The 16,882-nt window shown below is 71.9% G+C and carries 14 protein-coding genes and 3 tRNA genes; 10 read left to right on the plus strand and 7 right to left on the minus strand.

The genetic code is table 11. The annotated features are described in order from the left end of the window. Nucleotides 1-21: 21 nt before the first annotated feature. A tRNA-Lys gene (locus IE295_RS21550) sits at nt 22-95 on the plus strand. Nucleotides 96-166: 71 nt separating this feature from the next. Here the strand turns inward: IE295_RS21550 and IE295_RS21555 are convergent. Then, nucleotides 167-1,402, minus strand: coding sequence for a M6 family metalloprotease domain-containing protein (locus IE295_RS21555; protein ID WP_190065344.1), 1,236 nt, complete (start codon nt 1,400-1,402; stop codon nt 167-169). Nucleotides 1,403-1,938: 536 nt separating this feature from the next. Here IE295_RS21555 and IE295_RS21560 point away from each other — a divergent pair. Next, a complete protein-coding gene (locus tag IE295_RS21560; protein ID WP_229922992.1) occupies nt 1,939-3,582 on the plus strand; it encodes a putative bifunctional diguanylate cyclase/phosphodiesterase in 1,644 nt (547 codons plus the stop codon). 72 nt (nt 3,583-3,654) lie between these two features. Here IE295_RS21560 and IE295_RS21565 read toward each other — a convergent pair whose 3' ends face one another. After that, nucleotides 3,655-4,755, minus strand: coding sequence for an LLM class flavin-dependent oxidoreductase (locus tag IE295_RS21565; protein WP_190065346.1), 1,101 nt, complete (start codon nt 4,753-4,755; stop codon nt 3,655-3,657). A 289-nt stretch (nt 4,756-5,044) separates the two neighbouring features. Here IE295_RS21565 and IE295_RS21570 point away from each other — a divergent pair, with 289 nt between their 5' ends. The 5 genes from IE295_RS21570 to IE295_RS21590 all read left to right on the plus strand — a co-directional run bounded on the left by IE295_RS21570 (nt 5,045) and on the right by IE295_RS21590 (nt 8,158). Then, nucleotides 5,045-5,803, plus strand: a complete 759-nt coding sequence (locus tag IE295_RS21570) for an IclR family transcriptional regulator (protein ID WP_190065347.1) — start codon at nt 5,045-5,047, stop codon at nt 5,801-5,803. 113 nt (nt 5,804-5,916) lie between these two features. After that, nucleotides 5,917-5,990, plus strand: a tRNA-Lys gene (locus tag IE295_RS21575). A 101-nt stretch (nt 5,991-6,091) separates the two neighbouring features. Then, nucleotides 6,092-6,502 carry a hypothetical protein gene (locus tag IE295_RS21580; RefSeq protein ID WP_190065348.1) on the plus strand — a complete coding sequence of 137 codons (411 nt, stop codon included), beginning with the start codon at nt 6,092-6,094 and terminating at the stop codon, nt 6,500-6,502. 79 nt (nt 6,503-6,581) lie between these two features. Next, the gene (locus tag IE295_RS21585; RefSeq protein ID WP_190065349.1) at nt 6,582-7,337 is read left to right on the plus strand and encodes a DsbA family protein; all 756 of its coding nucleotides are present in this window, start codon (nt 6,582-6,584) and stop codon (nt 7,335-7,337) included. Beyond that, complete coding sequence (locus IE295_RS21590) at nt 7,334-8,158, plus strand: cytochrome c biogenesis CcdA family protein (protein ID WP_190065350.1); 825 nt, start codon at nt 7,334-7,336, stop codon at nt 8,156-8,158. The genes IE295_RS21585 and IE295_RS21590 overlap by 4 nt, the downstream gene beginning before the upstream one ends. 91 nt (nt 8,159-8,249) lie before the next feature. On the opposite strand, the gene IE295_RS21595 is transcribed toward IE295_RS21590, so the two are convergent. Next, nucleotides 8,250-8,840 (minus strand): lytic polysaccharide monooxygenase auxiliary activity family 9 protein, encoded by a 591-nt coding sequence (locus IE295_RS21595; protein WP_190065351.1) that lies wholly within the window; start codon nt 8,838-8,840, stop codon nt 8,250-8,252. Between the two features lie 156 nt (nt 8,841-8,996). Then, nucleotides 8,997-9,659, minus strand: coding sequence for a C40 family peptidase (locus tag IE295_RS21600; protein WP_190065352.1), 663 nt, complete (start codon nt 9,657-9,659; stop codon nt 8,997-8,999). Nucleotides 9,660-9,938: 279 nt separating this feature from the next. Here IE295_RS21600 and IE295_RS21605 point away from each other — a divergent pair. The 3 genes from IE295_RS21605 to glxA all read left to right on the plus strand — a co-directional run bounded on the left by IE295_RS21605 (nt 9,939) and on the right by glxA (nt 14,191). Then, nucleotides 9,939-10,012 (plus strand) — tRNA-Lys (locus IE295_RS21605). A 340-nt stretch (nt 10,013-10,352) separates the two neighbouring features. After that, complete coding sequence (locus tag IE295_RS21610) at nt 10,353-12,212, plus strand: glycosyltransferase family 2 protein (protein ID WP_190065353.1); 1,860 nt, start codon at nt 10,353-10,355, stop codon at nt 12,210-12,212. Beyond that, nucleotides 12,209-14,191, plus strand: a complete 1,983-nt coding sequence (glxA, locus tag IE295_RS21615; protein ID WP_190065354.1) for a radical copper oxidase GlxA — start codon at nt 12,209-12,211, stop codon at nt 14,189-14,191. The genes IE295_RS21610 and glxA overlap by 4 nt, the downstream gene beginning before the upstream one ends. Before the next feature lie 63 nt (nt 14,192-14,254). Here the strand turns inward: glxA and IE295_RS21620 are convergent, their stop codons facing one another. The 3 genes from IE295_RS21620 to IE295_RS21630 all read right to left on the minus strand — a co-directional run bounded on the left by IE295_RS21620 (nt 14,255) and on the right by IE295_RS21630 (nt 16,831). Beyond that, the gene (locus tag IE295_RS21620) at nt 14,255-15,307 is read right to left on the minus strand and encodes a glycoside hydrolase family 6 protein (RefSeq protein WP_190065355.1); all 1,053 of its coding nucleotides are present in this window, start codon (nt 15,305-15,307) and stop codon (nt 14,255-14,257) included. Between the two features lie 164 nt (nt 15,308-15,471). Beyond that, nucleotides 15,472-16,158, minus strand: a complete 687-nt coding sequence (locus IE295_RS21625; RefSeq protein ID WP_190065356.1) for a class F sortase — start codon at nt 16,156-16,158, stop codon at nt 15,472-15,474. Between the two features lie 4 nt (nt 16,159-16,162). Next, nucleotides 16,163-16,831: a hypothetical protein gene (locus tag IE295_RS21630; RefSeq protein ID WP_190065357.1), complete on the minus strand. Its 669-nt coding sequence runs from the start codon at nt 16,829-16,831 to the stop codon at nt 16,163-16,165. Nucleotides 16,832-16,882 lie beyond the last annotated feature (51 nt).

Genomic DNA, 16,882 nt, shown 5'->3' on the forward strand with positions numbered 1-16,882 from the left:
TAAAGTCTTCCACGTCAGCAGGCGCCGCTAGCTCAGTTGGTTAGAGCAGCTGACTCTTAATCAGCGGGTCCGGGGTTCGAGTCCCTGGCGGCGCACAGACAGACGAAGGCCCTCACCTCTCGGTGAGGGCCTTCGTCGTGTCCGGGTCCGGGCGGTGCGCAAGGATTCACCTCCGGCTCACCCGGACCTTCCACGCCCCGGTCACCGTGTGCCCCACCACGTCCACCCGCACCCCGTCCGCGGTCAGCGACTCCCCCGTGACCAGCGGCGCGTCCGCCAGCGGCGGGTAGACCGACTCGCCCCAGCAGGCATGGGTGCCCGGATGCCCGTCCAGCACCTGGACCGGCCCGCCGCCCGAGGCGGTGTCGCTGCGCACCCGGTAGACCAGCACGCCCTCCGTACAGGTGGCGGCGTCGTTGCCGGAGGCGCCCCGCGCCTCGACGACGATCGCGCTGGTCGCCCCCGTCCGGGCCACCACCATGCGGGTGCGCCCGTCCGCGCCGGGCCGCATCGGGGCCTCGAGCGGCTGGAGGATGTGCGCCGAGTTGCCGGAGCGGCTGACGCAGTCGACCTGCCGGGGACCCAGCCAGCCCAGCTTCCACTTGTGCCAGCCGAAGGGGTCCGAGGCCAGCCCGAACTGGCTGCCCATGAGGTCCCAGTCGCCGACGTGGGTGTCCCAGTCGCCCTTGCCGTCGGTCGGCCGGTGGTAGAGGTCGGGCAGGTCCAGGACGTGCCCGGTCTCGTGGGCGAGCACGTTGCGGTCCGGCGGGTGGTGCTCGAAGACCGTCACGACGCGGCGCAGCTCCGTGCCGTCGACGGCGATCGGCTCCTCGAGGTTGACGACCTTGGTCGCGTCGGAGTCGACGCCCGGGGCGTCGGGGTCGGCGACGAGGTAGACGAGGTTGTAGCGCCGGAAGTTCACGTCCCGGTCCACGGCGGCGATGGCGTCCCGCAGATAGGCGGAGCGCTGTTCGCCGTCCCAGTCGCGCTGTATGTGGTAGTCGCCGGAGGGCCGGGGCATCCGGAACCACCGCTTCAGGGGATGGGCGCGCAGGGTGAACCGCCCGTAGGACGCCCGCTCGAAGAAGCGGGACGTGCCGGGGAAGTGGTCGGCGGCGAGCTTTTCGGGGGAGACGGCGGGCTTGGAGTCGGGGAACGACAGGAAGACCATGACGGCGTCGAGCCGGCCGACGGGCCGGGGGTAGTCCGTGTTCCAGGAGTCGACGCCCTCGGAATGGTGGGCCTGGCTGCGCGGCAGCGCGCAGGGCCCGCCGGGGCCCGCCGCGTGCGCCGGGGAGGCGGCGAGGCTGGTGGCGATCGCGCACAGGCTGGTGAGCACGGCACCCGCGCGCTGCAGCCGGGACCGCTCGACGCGGCGCGGCCGCGGCCGGTCCACTCCCATGGGTGTCAGCGGACGCACCACGTCGACCTCCGGGGACGGAATCGGGAGACCTCACCCACCCTCTTGTTATTTGCGGTGTTATGCCCCGTTTCACTACCCCAGTCGAGTGACTAAGCCGACTTCTGGGTACATCACACACAGTCACAGATGGTCAATCGAGAAGACGCAACCATGCAGCTTCAGACGTGATCGCACATGGATGTGCATGGACGCGCAGAAACGGTCGGACCCCTGCCTGCGGCTCCACCCCTCGCGGCCGGGCCGCTGGAACGGTCCCTGCGCGGGCTCTATGCTCGCCACACTTCCAGCACGGAATCCCCCTACAGACGGCCATTTGCCGCCTTTTCCACCACGCGTACGAGACTCATGAAGACCCGCACGGGATCCGTGCGGAAACGAATGCCACGCGGGAGCGAACGTTGAGCGGAACACTCGACGGCCAGGGCGGCACGCCCGGTACGACGCCGCCAGTCGTCACGCAACGTCACGTCACTTCGAATGATTTCCGCGCTGCCTTCCGAGCCGCGCACCTCGGTATGGCCGTCGTCGGCCGCGACGGCCTCGTACGCACCGCCAATGACGCCCTCGGCGCGCTCCTGGGCACCGACCCCGCCCACCTCCAGGACTCCCCCGCCGCCGAGTTCACCGGTCTGCGCGAGGACTCCCGCACCTGGAGCGCGTACCGGGACGTCCTGCTGGGCCGCCGTGACCGGCTGCACTGCACCCGCCGGCTCCGGCAGCCGGACGGGCAGGGGGTGTGGGCGGAGGTGACCGTCACCGCGCTGCCCGACAGCCGCGACGCGCTGCTGTCGGTGGCCGACGTCTCCGACCGGCGCGATCTGCGCGCCCGGCTGCGCCACCTGCGGATGCACGACCCGGTGACCCGGCTGCCCAACCGCAGTCTCTTCTTCGAGCGCCTGGCCGCCGCGCTGGCCGCGGCCGCCGTCTCCCGCGGCGGCAGCGGCCGGATCGGGCTGTGCTACCTGGACCTGGACGGGTTCAAGGCCATCAACGACACCCTCGGGCACCGGGCCGGCGACCGGCTGCTGGTCGCGGTGGCCAGACGGCTGACCGAGTGCGCGGCCCCCGGCGGCCACCTGGTGGCGCGGCTCGGCGGCGACGAATTCGCGCTGCTGGTCGAGGAGTCCGCCGGCACCCAGCAACTGGTCGACCTCGCCGCGGACGTACAGAACAGGCTGTCCCGGCCGTTCGAGGTGGCGGGGCAGCGGCTGGCGGTCTCGGCCAGCATCGGCGTGGTCGAGCGCCCGGCGGCCGGGACGCACGCCACCGAGCTGATGCAGGCGGCGGACACCACGCTCTACTGGGCCAAGGCGGACGGCAAGGCCCGCTGGACGCTCTTCGACCCCGAGCGCAACGCCCACCGGATGACCCGGCAGGCCCTCTCCAGCACCCTGCGCCCGGCGGTCGAACGGGAGGAGTTCGCCCTGCAGTACCAGCCGCTGGTGGGGCTGGACGACGGGGTCGTACGGGGCGTGGAGGCGCTGGTGCGCTGGCACCACCCGCAGTTCGGGACGCTGGCGCCGAACCGCTTCATCGGCCTGGCGGAGGAGACGGGCGCCATCGTGCCGCTCGGCCGCTGGGTGCTGGCGACCGCCTGCCGCCAGGCCCGCCGCTGGCAGCTGGACCACCCCGCCGAACCGATCCTGGTCAGCGTGAACGTGGCGGTGCGTCAGGTGTGGGACTCGGACCTGGTGGCGGACGTGGCGGCGATCCTGGCGGAGACCGGGCTGCCGCCCCGGCTGCTCCAGCTGGAGCTCACCGAGTCGGCGGTGATGGGATCCGCGGGCCGGCCGCTGCAACAGCTGCAGGCGCTGAGCGACATGGGGGTCGCCATCGCCATCGACGACTTCGGCACCGGCTACTCCAACCTCGCCTACCTCAGCCGCCTGCCCGTCTCCACCCTCAAGCTCGACGGCTCCTTCGTCAGCGGCTTCCGCACCGAGGAGCACCCCAACCCCGCCGACGAGACGATCGTGGAGGCCCTCGTCCAGCTCGCGCACCGCCTGGGTCTGACGGTCACGGCGGAGTGCGTGGAGAGCGCGGAGCAGGCCGAGCGCCTGGGGCGGATCGGATGCGACACGGGGCAGGGCTGGTTCTACTCCCGGCCCGTGCCGGCGGAACGCATCGACGCGCTGCTCAGCACGGGCGTACGCCCCTGAAGGGGGCGCCGACGCCCCGCCGGCCGGGCCGCACCCCCGTGTCGGCCCGCCCGGCGGAGCGCCCCCCGCGCCTCAGGCGCCGGGAAGCCCGAACGCGTCGGCTATCAGCTCGTAGCTGCGCAGCCTCGCCTCGGGGCCGTGGATGTTGGCCGTGATCATCAGCTCGTCCACGCCGGTCCTCTCGGCCAGCGAGGTCAGCCCCTCGCGCACCTCGTCCGGCGTGCCGAAGACGACGTTGCCCAGCCAGTCGGCGACGAATTCCTGCTCGGCCAGGCCGAACGCGTGCGAGGCGGCCTCCTCGGGCGAGGGCACCAGGCCCGGGCGTCCGGTGCGCAGGCGGAGCATGGCCAGCGCGCCGGTGAGGACCTGACGGCGGGCCTCCTTGGGGTCGTCGGCGGCCAGCGCCTGGACGCCGATCTTGGCGTACGGGCGGTCGAGGACGGCGGACGGCCGGAAGGATTCGCGGTACAGCTCGAGGGCGGGCAGGGTGTTGGCCGCCGAGAAGTGGTGGGCGAAGGAGAAGGGCAGGCCGAGCAGTCCGGCCAGGCGGGCGCTGAAGCCCGAGGAGCCCAGCAGCCAGATCGAGGGCCGGTCGGCGCGCTGCACCCCGCCGGGCACCCGGCCCTGGATCGGCCCGGGAACGGCGTGGATGCGGGCGTAGGGGTGGGCGTCGGGGAAGTCGTCGTCCAGGAAGCGGGTCAGCTCGGACAGTTGCTCCGGGAAGTCGTCGGCGCCCTGCGGCAGCCGGTCCTGGCGGCGCAGCGCGGCGGCGGTCGCGCCGTCGGTGCCGGGCGCCCGGCCGAGGCCGAGGTCGATGCGGCCGGGGGCCAGGGCCTCGAGCGTGCCGAACTGTTCGGCGATCACCAGCGGGGCGTGGTTGGGCAGCATCACACCGCCGGAGCCGAGGCGTATGCGCTCGGTGTGGGCGGCGACGTGCGCCAGGATGACGGCCGGGGAGGAGCTGGCGACCCCGGGCATGGAGTGGTGTTCGGCGACCCAGAAGCGGTGGTACCCGCGCCGCTCGGCCAGGCGCGCGAGCTCCACCGTGGTGCCGAGCGCCTGCCGGGCGGTCCGGCCGGTGCCGACCGTGGCGAGGTCGAGAACCGACAGGGCCACGGGGGCGCTGCCGAGGGGTTCGGCCCGGATGATGTCGTCGTCCCGCACGTCGGCCACGGTGGCCCGCCTCCCTGATTGAGCAAGAACCCTGTTCGGACAGGTGCTGTCCCGGGCGCGCGTCGCGCACCCCGACCGGCCACAACCGGAGACACTCTCCGATTATTCCGGCGGGCCCCGGGCGGACCCCGGTCGGCAATCTCAGGACGGAGGCATATGCCAAGGTCGCAAAGCCCAGGACAGAGGTACGGGCGGTGCGTTCATTCTGTTCAACACCACCTCCCGGAAGCCGGATTCACCCTTATCGTGGAGAGCGGGACACCCACAGGAACATCGCTAGGGGGAGACCGTGGCGCTCAGGCCCGAGCCGACCGCACCGTTCCACTCGGTGCAGTACGCCCTGCGCGTGCTGGAGACGGTCGCCAAGTACACCGGCGGCGTGAGCGAGGCCCAGATCGCCCGCGAGACCGGACTGCCCGCCGGGCACCTCGCCCACCTGCTGCTGATGCTCCGCCGCGAGGAGTACGTCGAGCGCACCGGCGACGGGGCGTACGTCACGGGCGAGGCGCTCACCCTGCTGAGCTCGGGCGGCGACCGCAAGAAGGCGCTGGCCGCCAAGCTCCAGCGGTCCCTGCACGCACTGCGCGACACCGTCGGCGCGGCCGTCTACCTCAGCAGCTACGTCGACGGCGAGATCCGGATCACGCAGTACGCGGACGGGCCGCGCACCCCCAAGGTCAACGAATGGGTCGACTTCCTCTCCGCCGGACACGCCACGGCGCTGGGCAAGTGCCTGCTGACCCAGCTCGACCAGGACGACCGGCGCGACCACCTCTCCCGGCACCGCACCGCCCGCCTCACCTCCCGCACGATCACCAGCGAGAAGGTCCTCTTCAGCCGGCTGGCCGCCCAGCCCGCCACCGTCCCGGTCCTCGACCTCCAGGAGTACGCGGTGGGCACGGTCTGCGCGGCCGTCCCGATAACGGCGGGCCGCTCGGTGGGCTCGCTGGGCCTGTCCCTGCCGCTCGAGCACGCCCACCGGCTGCGCCAGGCGGCGGACACGCTCAACCGGCACGCCGCGCCCATGCTGCTGTCGCTGGCCCTGTAGCGCGGGGCCGGGGCGCCCCTCGCGGCGCGCGGCAGAGCGGGGGTCCGAGGGACTGGTGTGACCGGTGGTTCGGAGCACCCCCGGACATCAGGTAGAGTTTTCTCTGTCAGCAGGCGCCGCTAGCTCAGTTGGTTAGAGCAGCTGACTCTTAATCAGCGGGTCCGGGGTTCGAGTCCCTGGCGGCGCACAGACAGTCGAAGGCCCCCACCGATCGGTGGGGGCCTTCGTCGTACGGCCCGTAGCATGGGGCCGGCGAGGACCGGGACGAAGCGGAAAGGAGGGGCGCGCGTGTCACAGCGACGCCGCCCGACGGCAGCCGCCGTGCTCCTGCTCCTCCTCGCCGCCGTCTTCGCCCCCTCCCTGTGCGGAGTCGCCCCCTCCGTCCACGCGACGGCGGGCACGTCCGCACTGTCCGCGGCCAGCGCCCACTCCCCCGCCCCGGCCGCCGCGCCCGGCACCCGTCCCGACGCCCGGCCCCGGGCCGAGGCCGACGGGACCGGCGGCACCTGCCGCCAGCAGGACGTCCCCCTCAAGGGCGCCGAGGTCGCCGTCGCCGCGGCGCACGCCGACCCCGTCACCGGCCCGGGCACCACCCGCGTGACGCTCCCCCAGGCGGAGGTCCCGCGCCCCGGCACACCCCGGGCGCCACCCGTGCCCGTCGCCGGCTGCGCCGAGCTGCTCCCCGTCCTGCGGATCTAGGACCGCCCCCGCCACGGCCCCGCACGGGCCGTGCTCCGGCATGCCCAGATCCTCACCGACCCATGGAGCACCACCTCTCATGTCCGCACGCGTCTCCACGCCCTCCCGCCGCCTGGCGGCCATCGGCGCGATCATCGCCCTCGTCGTGGCCGTCACCGCCGCCGGCATCGCCATCGCCCGGAACGGCGGCGGCTCCGGCAAGAGCGAGCCCACCGCCGGCGCCCAGCCGTCCTTCGACCCGCAGCAGCCCACGTACGACAGGCTGGAGAAGATCACCAGCCGCCGCGACGCGGGCGACCCCCTGGCCGTCGGCAAGGCGGACGCGCCCGTCGTGCTCGTGGAGTACGCCGACTACCAGTGCTCCTTCTGCGGCCGCTTCACCCGGGAGACCCAGCCCGAGCTGGTGCGGAAGTACGTGGACGAGGGCGTCCTGCGCATCGAGTTCCGCAACTTCCCGATCTTCGGCAAGGACTCCGAGCGGGCCGCCCGCGCCGCCTGGGCCGCCGGCCGTCAGGGCCGCTTCCCGCAGTTCCACCACGAGCTGTTCGCCAAGCTCCGCAAGGGCGACGCCCTCGCCGAGGACAAGCTCGTCGACCTCGCCGGCAAGGCGGGCGTGAAGGACCTCGACCGCTTCCGCGAGGACCTGAACGGCTCCGCCGCCGAGGCCGCCGTCAAGAAGGACCAGGAGGAGGGCTACGCCCTCGGCGTCAAGAGCACCCCCACCTTCCTCGTCGGCGGCCGGCCGCTGGCGGGCGCCCAGCCCCTGAAGGAGTTCGAGGCCGCCATAGCCCAGGCCAAAGCGGTGAAGGACGCCGCCGGGAAGTCCGGCAAGTGACCGACATCGGCTACCTCGCCGCCTTCCTGGGCGGCGCACTCGCCCTGGTCAGCCCGTGCAGCGCCCTGCTGCTGCCGGCGTTCTTCGCGTACTCGCTCGCCAGCCCCGGCCGGCTGCTCGCGCGGACCTGCGTCTTCTACCTCGGGCTCGCCACCACGCTCGTACCGCTCGGCGCCGCCTCGACCGCCGCCAGCCGGCTCTTCAACGGCCACCGGGACCTGCTGGTCACCACCGGCGGCTGGGTGGTGATCGCCATGGGCGTCGCGCAGATCACGGGTCTCGGCTTCGCGTCGAAGAAGGCCCAGGCGGCCGCCGGCCGCATCACGCCGCGCACCGCCGCGTCGACGTTCCTGCTGGGCTGCGTGTACGGACTGGCCGGCTTCTGCGCCGGGCCCATCCTCGGCGCGGTGCTGACCGTGACCGCCGTCAACGGCAATCCGGTGTACGGGGCCTCGATGCTGGCCGTCTACGCGCTGGGCATGGCGCTGCCGCTGTTCGTCCTGGCCCTCTTCTGGGACCGCTTCGGGCTCGGCGGCCGCGGCTGGCTGCGCGGCAGGGAGCTGCGCCTGGGCCGGCTGCGGCTGCACACCACCTCCCTGGCCTCCGGGTTGTTCTTCATCGGCATCGGGGTGCTCTTCCTGGTCTACGACGGGACGACCGGCCTGCCGGGCATCCTCGACGCCGACCAGGAGTTCCGCCTCGAGGAGCTGGCCTCCCGGGTGGGCAACGCGGTGCCCGACTACGCGCTGCTGGCCGTCGTCGCCCTGGTGGTGGCGGGGGTGCTGGCGCGGTTCGCGCTGCGGCGCGACCCCGACGAGTGAGCGCCGCCGGGTGAGCGCCGTGAGGTGAAGTGCCGTGGGGTGATCGCCGACCGGTCACCCCACGGCCGCCCTCATGCCCGGCCGCTCGACGTCAGAACTGGACGTCGGAACAGGCGTAGAACGCGTTGCCCGTGTCCGCGATGGTCCAGACGGCGACGATCAGCTGCTTGCCGGTTCTCCCCGCGGGGAGGGTGCCCTGGTGGCTGACGGTGGCGTCGGGGACCCGGCCGCCGTAGGGGACCGTCAGGAAGGGCTGGGTGGCGAGGTCCGCGCGGGTGAGCGGCCTCTTGGGGTCGTAGGTGCCGTTGGTGAGGTAGTAGCGGAAGTCCGTGGTGGCGTGGCGCGCGGTGATCCTCCAGCGGAACGTCAGGCTCTGGCCCGCCGTGACCTTGGTGGCCGGCCACTGCCCGCCGCGCGGGTCGTCGAGCTCGGCGAAGCGGCTGTTGCCGCCGGCGCAGATGGTGCCGTCGGACGGGCCGCGGGACGGGAAGCCCTTGGGACCCTCGACGGACTGGGGCTCCCACTGGATGTCGCCGCAGTTCTGGACGGCGCCCCGGGCACAGAACACCTGGCGACTGGTGGGGGAGTCGGTGTAGCCGTGACCGGAGGCGCTCGTGGTGGAGAAGAGGGAGACGCAGGCGACGCTCAAGCCGATGATCGCCGCACTGATCTTTTTGCGCATGCTGGCACTCCTCGAGAACGTGGGGGGTTCTGAGAGTCGAGTGGGTTGCGGTCCAGACCAATACGGAGGCTAGACCCGGTTATTCGCCATGTCCAGGCCAAATTCACACCCTTGACACGCCGCGGTCACCTCACCGAACGCGACCACCGGCACCGCTCAGCGCGCCGCCGTCCGGGTGACGCGGCCGTACATGTGGGGGTTGTAGTGCGCGAACGTGGAGATCCGGACCTTGGTGCCGGGGCGGGCCGCCTCGACGTAGCGCCCGTCGCCCAGATAGATCGCGACATGGTGCACCCCGGAGGCCGCGCCATTGCCGGACCAGAAGACGAGGTCACCGCGGCGCAGGGCAGCCCGCGGGATGCGCAGGGTGGCCCGGTACTGGTCGGCGGCCAGGCGCGGCAGCCGGATGCCGGCCCGGGCATAGGCCCGCTGGACCAGCCCGGAGCAGTCCCAGCGGCGCGGCCCGACGCCCCCGAGGGCGTACGGATCCCCCACATGGCGCAGCGCGAAGACGAGCGCGGGCTCCAGGGCGGGGACGGCACCCGCACCCTCCGCCTCCACGAGACCCTGGTCCGGGAGGTCCTGGCCGACGGGGCCCTGGGCGGAGGGCTCCTGGTCGGCGAGGTCGAGGTCCTCGGGCTTCAGCTCCTGCGTGGCGGCGTCGGCACCCTGGCCGGGCCCCGGCCGCGGCGGCTCCGCCGCGCGCGCGACCGCCCCCGGCCCGGCGATCGCCGCGGCCCCCAGCGCCGCCAGCAGCGCGGCGCGCATGGCGCCCCGCCGACGACGGGGGGCGCCCTCCTCGGGTATGTCCTCGGGCATCTCCCTGCTGCCTTTCGTCCGGCTTTCCGGCGGCTTACGGCGGCTCCCGACGCCTTCCGGTGAATTTTTTTCGCCACTGGAAGACGCTCGGCACAGCGTCTCAATGACCCAAAGGAACCGCACGTCGCCCCGGCGTTACCGTACGTAGCAGATATTCATACCATTACTGGACTTATCGGACCCCCTTCCGCCGGAACGCCCCCGCGGGCCCTCCGGGCCCCGGCTCGCGGGGTGGTCGGAGGCACCTCCGGAGTCGGGTAGAGTTTTCTCTGTCAGCAGGCGCCGCTAGCTCAGTTGGTTAGAGCAGCTGACTCTTAATCAGCGGGTCCGGGGTTCGAGTCCCTGGCGGCGCACGCGAGTCTCAGGGCTCCTCACCAAGAGTGAGGAGCCCTGAGTCGTTCTCTGGGCGATACGAACACACAAGCGTGCCAGCTGTGACCACTTGAGCAACATTCGTACGCATCTTCGTTCGACGTACCGCTTTGCCCGGTAAACACCTTGTTTCACCCTTGCGATCATGATGCGGGGTTCGAGATCCTGAAACGCACAGCTTCACCCAATGTCACTGTCTGACCAGTGAGTTGGTTGGTGCCGGAGGGAGCCGGCACCGGCGCGCCCGCGCGGCCGAGGGGGGCCCGCGGGGCCACGCACTGGCACATACACGCAGTCACCATGCGTGCGGGGGGATGACTCATGACGTCCACGCCTGCCGACGCCCGGCAGCAGACTTACGACCCATCGGTGACGACCCGGCTGCGCGTGCCCGCCCCGGCCGGCGCGGCGGGCCGCCCCCGGCACGCCGACCCGCCGAGGCTCTCGCCGCCCCACCATCGCAAGCCGCTTCCGCGCTTCGACTACGAGCACTACAGCCGCCTCGCCGGCCCGCTCACCGACCCCGGCGAGCACCCCGGCCCGTACCGCGTCCGCTATCGCAGCCTGCTCGCCGACGAGCCGCACCGCGTCCGGGCGGCCCTGCTGCTGGGCGCCGCGCCCGTGGTCTCGCTCGGCCTGCTGGTGTGGCTGATGCAGCCCTCCCACTGGACGCAGCGCGAGAACGGCACCACCCTCATGCGGGTCCTGGACACCGTGATGCTGGTGTCCATCGGCCTGATCGAGCTCTTCCGCACGCTCAACGTCACCTCCAACGCCCACGCCACGCTCGTCGCCCGCGATCCCATACCGGTCGTGCCCGAGACCGGCACCCGGGTCGCCTTCCTCACCTCCTTCGTGCCCGGCAAGGAGCCGATCGAGATGGTGACCAGGACCCTGGAGGCGGCCGTCCGGGTGCGCCACCGCGGTCCGGTGCACGTATGGCTGCTCGACGAGGGCGACGACCCCGAGGTCAAGGCCGTCTGCCGGCGCCTGGGCGTGCACCACTTCAGCCGCAAGGGCGTCGAGAAGTGGAACCGGCCCAAGGGCCCGCACCGCGCGAAGACCAAGCACGGCAATTACAACGCCTGGCTCGACGCCCACGGCGACGAATACGACTTCTTCGCCTCCGTGGACACCGACCACGTACCGCTGCCGAATTTCCTCGAGCGCATGCTCGGATACTTCCGTGACCCCGATGTCGCCTTTGTCGTTGGACCGCAGGTGTACGGGAACTACGACGCGGCCGTCACCAAAGCCGCCGAGAGCCAGCAGTTCCTCTTCCACGCCCTCATCCAGCGCGCCGGCAACCGCTACGGCTCCCCCATGTTCGTCGGCACCAACAACGCCGTACGCATCAGCGCCCTCAAGGGCATCGGCGGCCTGTACGACTCGATCACCGAGGACATGGCCACCGGCTTCGAGCTGCACCGGCACCGCAATCCCCGGACCGGCAAGAAGTGGCGCTCGGTCTACACCCCGGACGTCCTCGCCGTCGGAGAGGGCCCGAACGCCTGGACGGACTTCTTCACCCAGCAGCTGCGCTGGTCCCGGGGCACCTACGAGACCATCATCAAGCAGTACTGGAAGGGGCCCTTCACCCTCTCCCCGGGGAAGTTCCTCAATTACACCCTCATGGTCATCTACTACCCGATGACGGCTGTCAACTGGATGCTCGGCGCATTGAGCTGCGCGCTCTTCCTGGGGCTCGGCGCCTCCGGAATCTCCATCAATTCCGAAATCTGGATGATGCTCTACAGCGACGCGGCGGCCCTCCAGATCGGGCTCTACATCTGGAACCGCCGGCACAACGTCTCGCCGCACGAGCCCGAGGGCTCGGGCGGCCTGGCCGGCATGGTGATGTCCGCCCTCTCTGCGCCGATCTACGCCCGTTCCCTGACGGACGCGGTGCTGCGCCGCAAGAGCTCGTTCGTGGTGACCCCGAAGGGCGACTCGGCCAGCCCCGACACCCTCTTCGGCACCTTCCGCATCCACCTGTTCTTCCTGTTGGTCTTCGGCGGATCGCTGGTGGCCTCGTTCGTCGCGGGCCACACGCATGTGGCGATGCGCACCTGGGCCTCGCTCGCCCTGGCGGTCACCCTCGCGCCGATCGTGGCCTGGTGGTGGACCGTGCACCGCGCGAAGCGGCCCGCCGAGCACCCCGAGGGGGCCCACCGGACATGAGATACACCCCGAGCCGCCGCACCCGCCGCCTGGCGATCGGTGCGGCGGTCGCGCTCGTGCTGGGCGGGATGAACATGCCGGCCATCTGGGGATACGCCGCCGACCAGTACCACGATTACAAGATCAACCAAGCGGAGTACAAAGCCAGGAACGGCCACTGGGACGTGGTGAACGTCCCCGAGGAGTACCGGATCAACACGATCCACGCGGCCCTGCTGCACACGGGCAAGGTGCTGCTCGTGGCCGGCTCCGGCAACAACGCCGCCAACTTCAAGGCCAAGTCCTTCCGCACGGTCCTGTGGGATCCCCGCTCGAACACCTACAAGGACATCCCCACCCCCAAGGACCTCTTCTGCGCCGGGCACACCCAGCTGGCCGACGGAAAGCTCCTGGTGGCGGGCGGGACGCAGCGCTACGAAAAGCTCGACGGCGACGTGGACAAGGCCGGCGGGCTGATGATCGTCCACAACGAGAACCCCGACAAGCCGATGACCTTCCCGGCGGGGACCCGCTTCACCGGCAAGGCCAACCACAAGACCTTCGAGTCCAAGGACGCGGTCCTCGTGCCCCGCGCCACCAAGACCGGCGACGGCGACAAGGTCAAGGTCACGGCCAGCACGGCGCGCGTGTACGTGGAGGCGCTGGACAAGGGTCACGAGTACGAGACGGGGACGACGGACAACTACCGCGTCGAGGGCCTGACCGGCGCCGACGCCCAGAACTCCTACGGCATCGCCAACAAGCTCTCGTTCGACAAGAAGGACTTCCAGGGCATCAAGGACTCCTTCGAGTTCGACCCGGTGGCCGAGCGCTACGTCACGGTCGACCCGATGCAGGAGGCCCGCTGGTACCCCACCCTGACCACCCTTCAGGACGGCAGGGTGCTGTCGGTCTCCGGCCTGGACGAGATCGGCCAGGTCGTCCCCGGCAAGAACGAGATCTACGACCCGGCCACCAAGAAGTGGACGTACCTGCCCAAGGAGCGCTTCTTCCCCACCTACCCCGCCCTGTTCCTCACCGACAAGGGCAAGATCTTCTACACCGGCTCCAACGCCGGCTACGGCCCCGCCGACAAGGGCCGGGTGCCGGGGCTGTGGGACCTGGAGAGCAACGACTTCACCCAGGTGCCCGGCATCAGCGACCCGGACATCCTCGAGACCTCGATGTCCGTGCTGCTGCCGCCCGCCCAGTTGCAGCGCTACATGGTCCTGGGCGGCGGCGGGGTGGGCGAGGACCGCAGGTCCACGGCCAGGACCCGCATCGTCGACCTGCGCGACGAGAACCCTCGCTTCCACGACGGGCCCGACCTCTACGCCAAGGTGCGCTATCCCAGCAGCGTCATCCTGCCCGACGACACCGTGCTGACCACCAACGGCTCCGGCGACTACCGGGGCCGCGGCGACTCCAACGTCATCGCGGCGGAGCTGTACGACCCGAGGACCAACACCACCCGCCCGGTGGCCGATCCGCTGGTGGGGCGCAACTACCACTCCGGGGCGCTGCTGCTGCCCGACGGGCGGGTGATGACGTTCGGCTCCGACTCGCTCTTCGGCGACAAGGACAACACCAAGCCCGGCACCTTCCAGCAGCAGATCGACCTCTACACCCCGCCCTACGGCTTCCGGGACGAACGCCCCGCGATCAAGGACACCGCGCCCCGCACGGTGCGGCTGGGCGAGTCGGCCACCTACCGGGCGGACCGGGCGAAGAGCGTCGTCAAGGGCCGGCTGGTCCGGCCGGGCTCCTTCACCCACGTCACCAACATCGAGCAGCGCTCGATCGCCCTGGACCTGACCGTCTCGGGCGACACCTTCACCGTGACGCTCCCCAAGGACCCGTCGCTGGTGCCCCCCGGCTGGTACATGCTCAACGTCATCGACGCGAAGGGCACTCCGTCGGAGGCGGTGTGGGTCAAGGTGCCGGTGTCGGAGGCGTTCTCCCCGGCGGCCTCAGCCGAGGCGCCGGCAGACTCCTCCTGAGTTCCGGCGACCTCCCGTGAGCCGCTCCGGCCGGGCCCGGCACACCGGGCCCGGCCGGGCGCGTCAGCGGGAGTTGCGGGCCAGCTCGAGGGCGTACGTCTCCCACCACTGCCCGGCGTCCGGGCCGCCCTTGCAGGCGCCGTCCGACTCGCCGGGCCGCTTGACCCAGAGGTAGGCGTCCACGAGCGCGTCCCCGGTCCTGACGGTCGGGGGATCACCGAGGGCCCGGCCGGAGGGGTTGCACCAGGCCTTCTCGTGGCCGCCGCCGCTCAGCGGGCCGTTGCCGTTGCGGCTGGTGTCGATGACGAAGTGCTTGCCGCCCACCTGCGCGGAGAGCCTGCGGCCGTAGTCCTTGCTGTCGCTCGTGGTCTGGAAGTTGGAGACGTTCAGGGCGAAGCCGTCCGCCCGGTCGATGCCCGCCCGGCGCAGCGGCTCGGCCATCCGGTCGGCGGGCGTGACCCAGCTGGGGTTGCCCGCGTCCAGGTAGACCTTGGTGCGGGGCAGCTCCTTGAGCTTGCCCACGGCCTCCTTCAGCAGGGCGTACCGCTCCTCGTGGAACTGCTGGGGGGTGCAGCCGTCCTCCATGTGCGGCAGCGCGTCGGGCTCGAGGATCACGGTGGCCTTGCGGTCGCCGATGCCGCGTACGGCCCTGTCCAGCCAGGCCCGGTAGGAGTCGCCGTCGGCGGCGCCGCCCTGGGAGTACTGGCCGCAGTCGCGGTGGGGGATGTTGTAGAGCACCAGCACGGCGTCCCGGTCGGCCTTGGTGGCCGCCTCGGTGAAGCCCCGGGTCTGGCCCTCCGGGTCGTCCGCGCCCACCCACTCGGCGACCGGCTGCCCGGCGATCTTCTGGATGAGGTCGGCGTCCCGCTTCTTGCCGTCCTGGCGGAGCCGGGCTGCCTCCTTGGCCGCGGTGCCGTCCGGGTTCACCCAGAAGGGCGAGGAGGACTTGGGGAGCTGGGAGGCGGGCGACACGGAGGGGGGTTCCTTCTTCGGCGACGCCTCGTCGCCCGACGAGCACCCCGCGACGGCGAGGAGCAGGAGCACCCCCGCGGTCGTCCCCGCCCGTGCCCGCGCCCGGCGGGCCCGGCGCGTGCGGCCGGCGTCGCTGCCGTACATCCACTCCCCCTTGGGTGTACTGCCTCTGGAGGTGCCTGGAGATGCCTTCTCAATGCTGGCACAGACGTGCCCACGGCCGTGGGCAGTCATGCCATGACACATACCGGGTCGCCCTGTCGGGCGACCCGGCCGGACCGGGCGCGGCCGCGGCGTCCAACTCATCGTCAGGCCTTTCGGATGTCGGTGGTGGCGAAGGGGGCGGTCGTGTCCGTCAGGTAGGCGGAGACGACGATGTTGGCGCTGTACGAGCGGCGCTCGCGGTCGTAGTCGCCGCCGCAGGTGATCAGGCGCAGCTCGGCCCGGTCGGGCCGGCGCGGCCCGTAGGCCTTCGCGGCGTCGAAGCGGTCCTTGGTGTGGACGGCGACGTCCTCGACGGTGAACTCGGCGGTGGAGCCGTCGGCGCGGGTGACGCCGATCTTCTCGCCGGGGCCGATGTCGGCGAGTTCGGAGAAGACGGCGGGCGCGCGGTCGGTGTCGAGGTGTCCGACCAGGACCGCCGCGCCCGGGCTGCCGGGGGCGGGCCCTCCCTGGTACCAGGAGACGGCGCCGGGGCGGGTGAAGGGGGGTGGCTCGACGGCGCCCTGCCGGGTCAGGCCGTGGGGCTCGATGGGGGCACGTATGTTCGTGGTGGTGATGGTGAGGGCCTGCGGGCGGGCCGGCGGCAGGGGGTCGTGGGCCGGGGGCAGGGGCCGGTCGGGCCGCCCGACCGCGGCCACGTCACCGGTGGTGGGGGAGGCGCCCATCGGCACCTCGGTGACATCACGCCCCCACAGCCACAGCGCCACCAGCAGCGCGGACCAGGCCATCCCGGTCAGGAGACGGCCTGCACCGCTCCCGCGCTCGTCCGACATGGCGCTACTGCTGCTGTCGTTGCCGCTGCTGGGCGTTGGTGCGGCGGCGGTACCAGATGAGGCCGCCCGCGATGGCCGCGGTGGTGCCCGCGAGCACGAGGCCCCCGGTGTCCGGCGCCTCGGCGGCGGCGTGACGGGTGGCGCCGCCTCCGGCGGGCACGGGAGCGACGGGCGAGCCGTAGGCCTCGCGGGGGTCGGGGCCCATGGGGGCGGCGCGGTCGCCCCGGTCGCCGTGGTCGGCGCGGTCACCATGGTCGGCGCGGTCGCCGTCGGCCAGGTCGCTCTGCGCGGCGGCGTGGTGGTCGGACAGGTCGCGGCCGTCCGTGACGACGGTCAGCTTTCCCTCGGCCGTGGCGTCGACGCCCTCGCAGTTGACCCTGACCGGGTAGGTGCCGGCGGCCATGGTCTCGCGGATGGTGGCCTCGGCGAACATGCCGGCCGAGTCCTTGGTGAGCCTGGCGTCGGTCACGAACGCCTCGGAGGTGGCGGTCGCCCGGTTGCTCGCGCAGCCGGCGACCCGCAGCTGAACCTCGGCGCCCGGCCTGCTGGTGACGGGGGTGAGCTCGATGGTTCCTGACATGGTGACGGGGCCGTCGTTGGCATGGGCGGGGGCCGCGCAGACGACCACCGCCGCGGCCACGGCGCCGCAGAGGGCGTAGCGGACTGAAGCCATAGTGAACCTCCTGGTACTCCAGAGGTTCACCCGCCGAGGCGGCCGGGCGCA

This window comes from Streptomyces griseocarneus (assembly GCF_014655595.1).
In the GTDB taxonomy this organism is placed as follows: domain Bacteria; phylum Actinomycetota; class Actinomycetes; order Streptomycetales; family Streptomycetaceae; genus Streptomyces; species Streptomyces griseocarneus.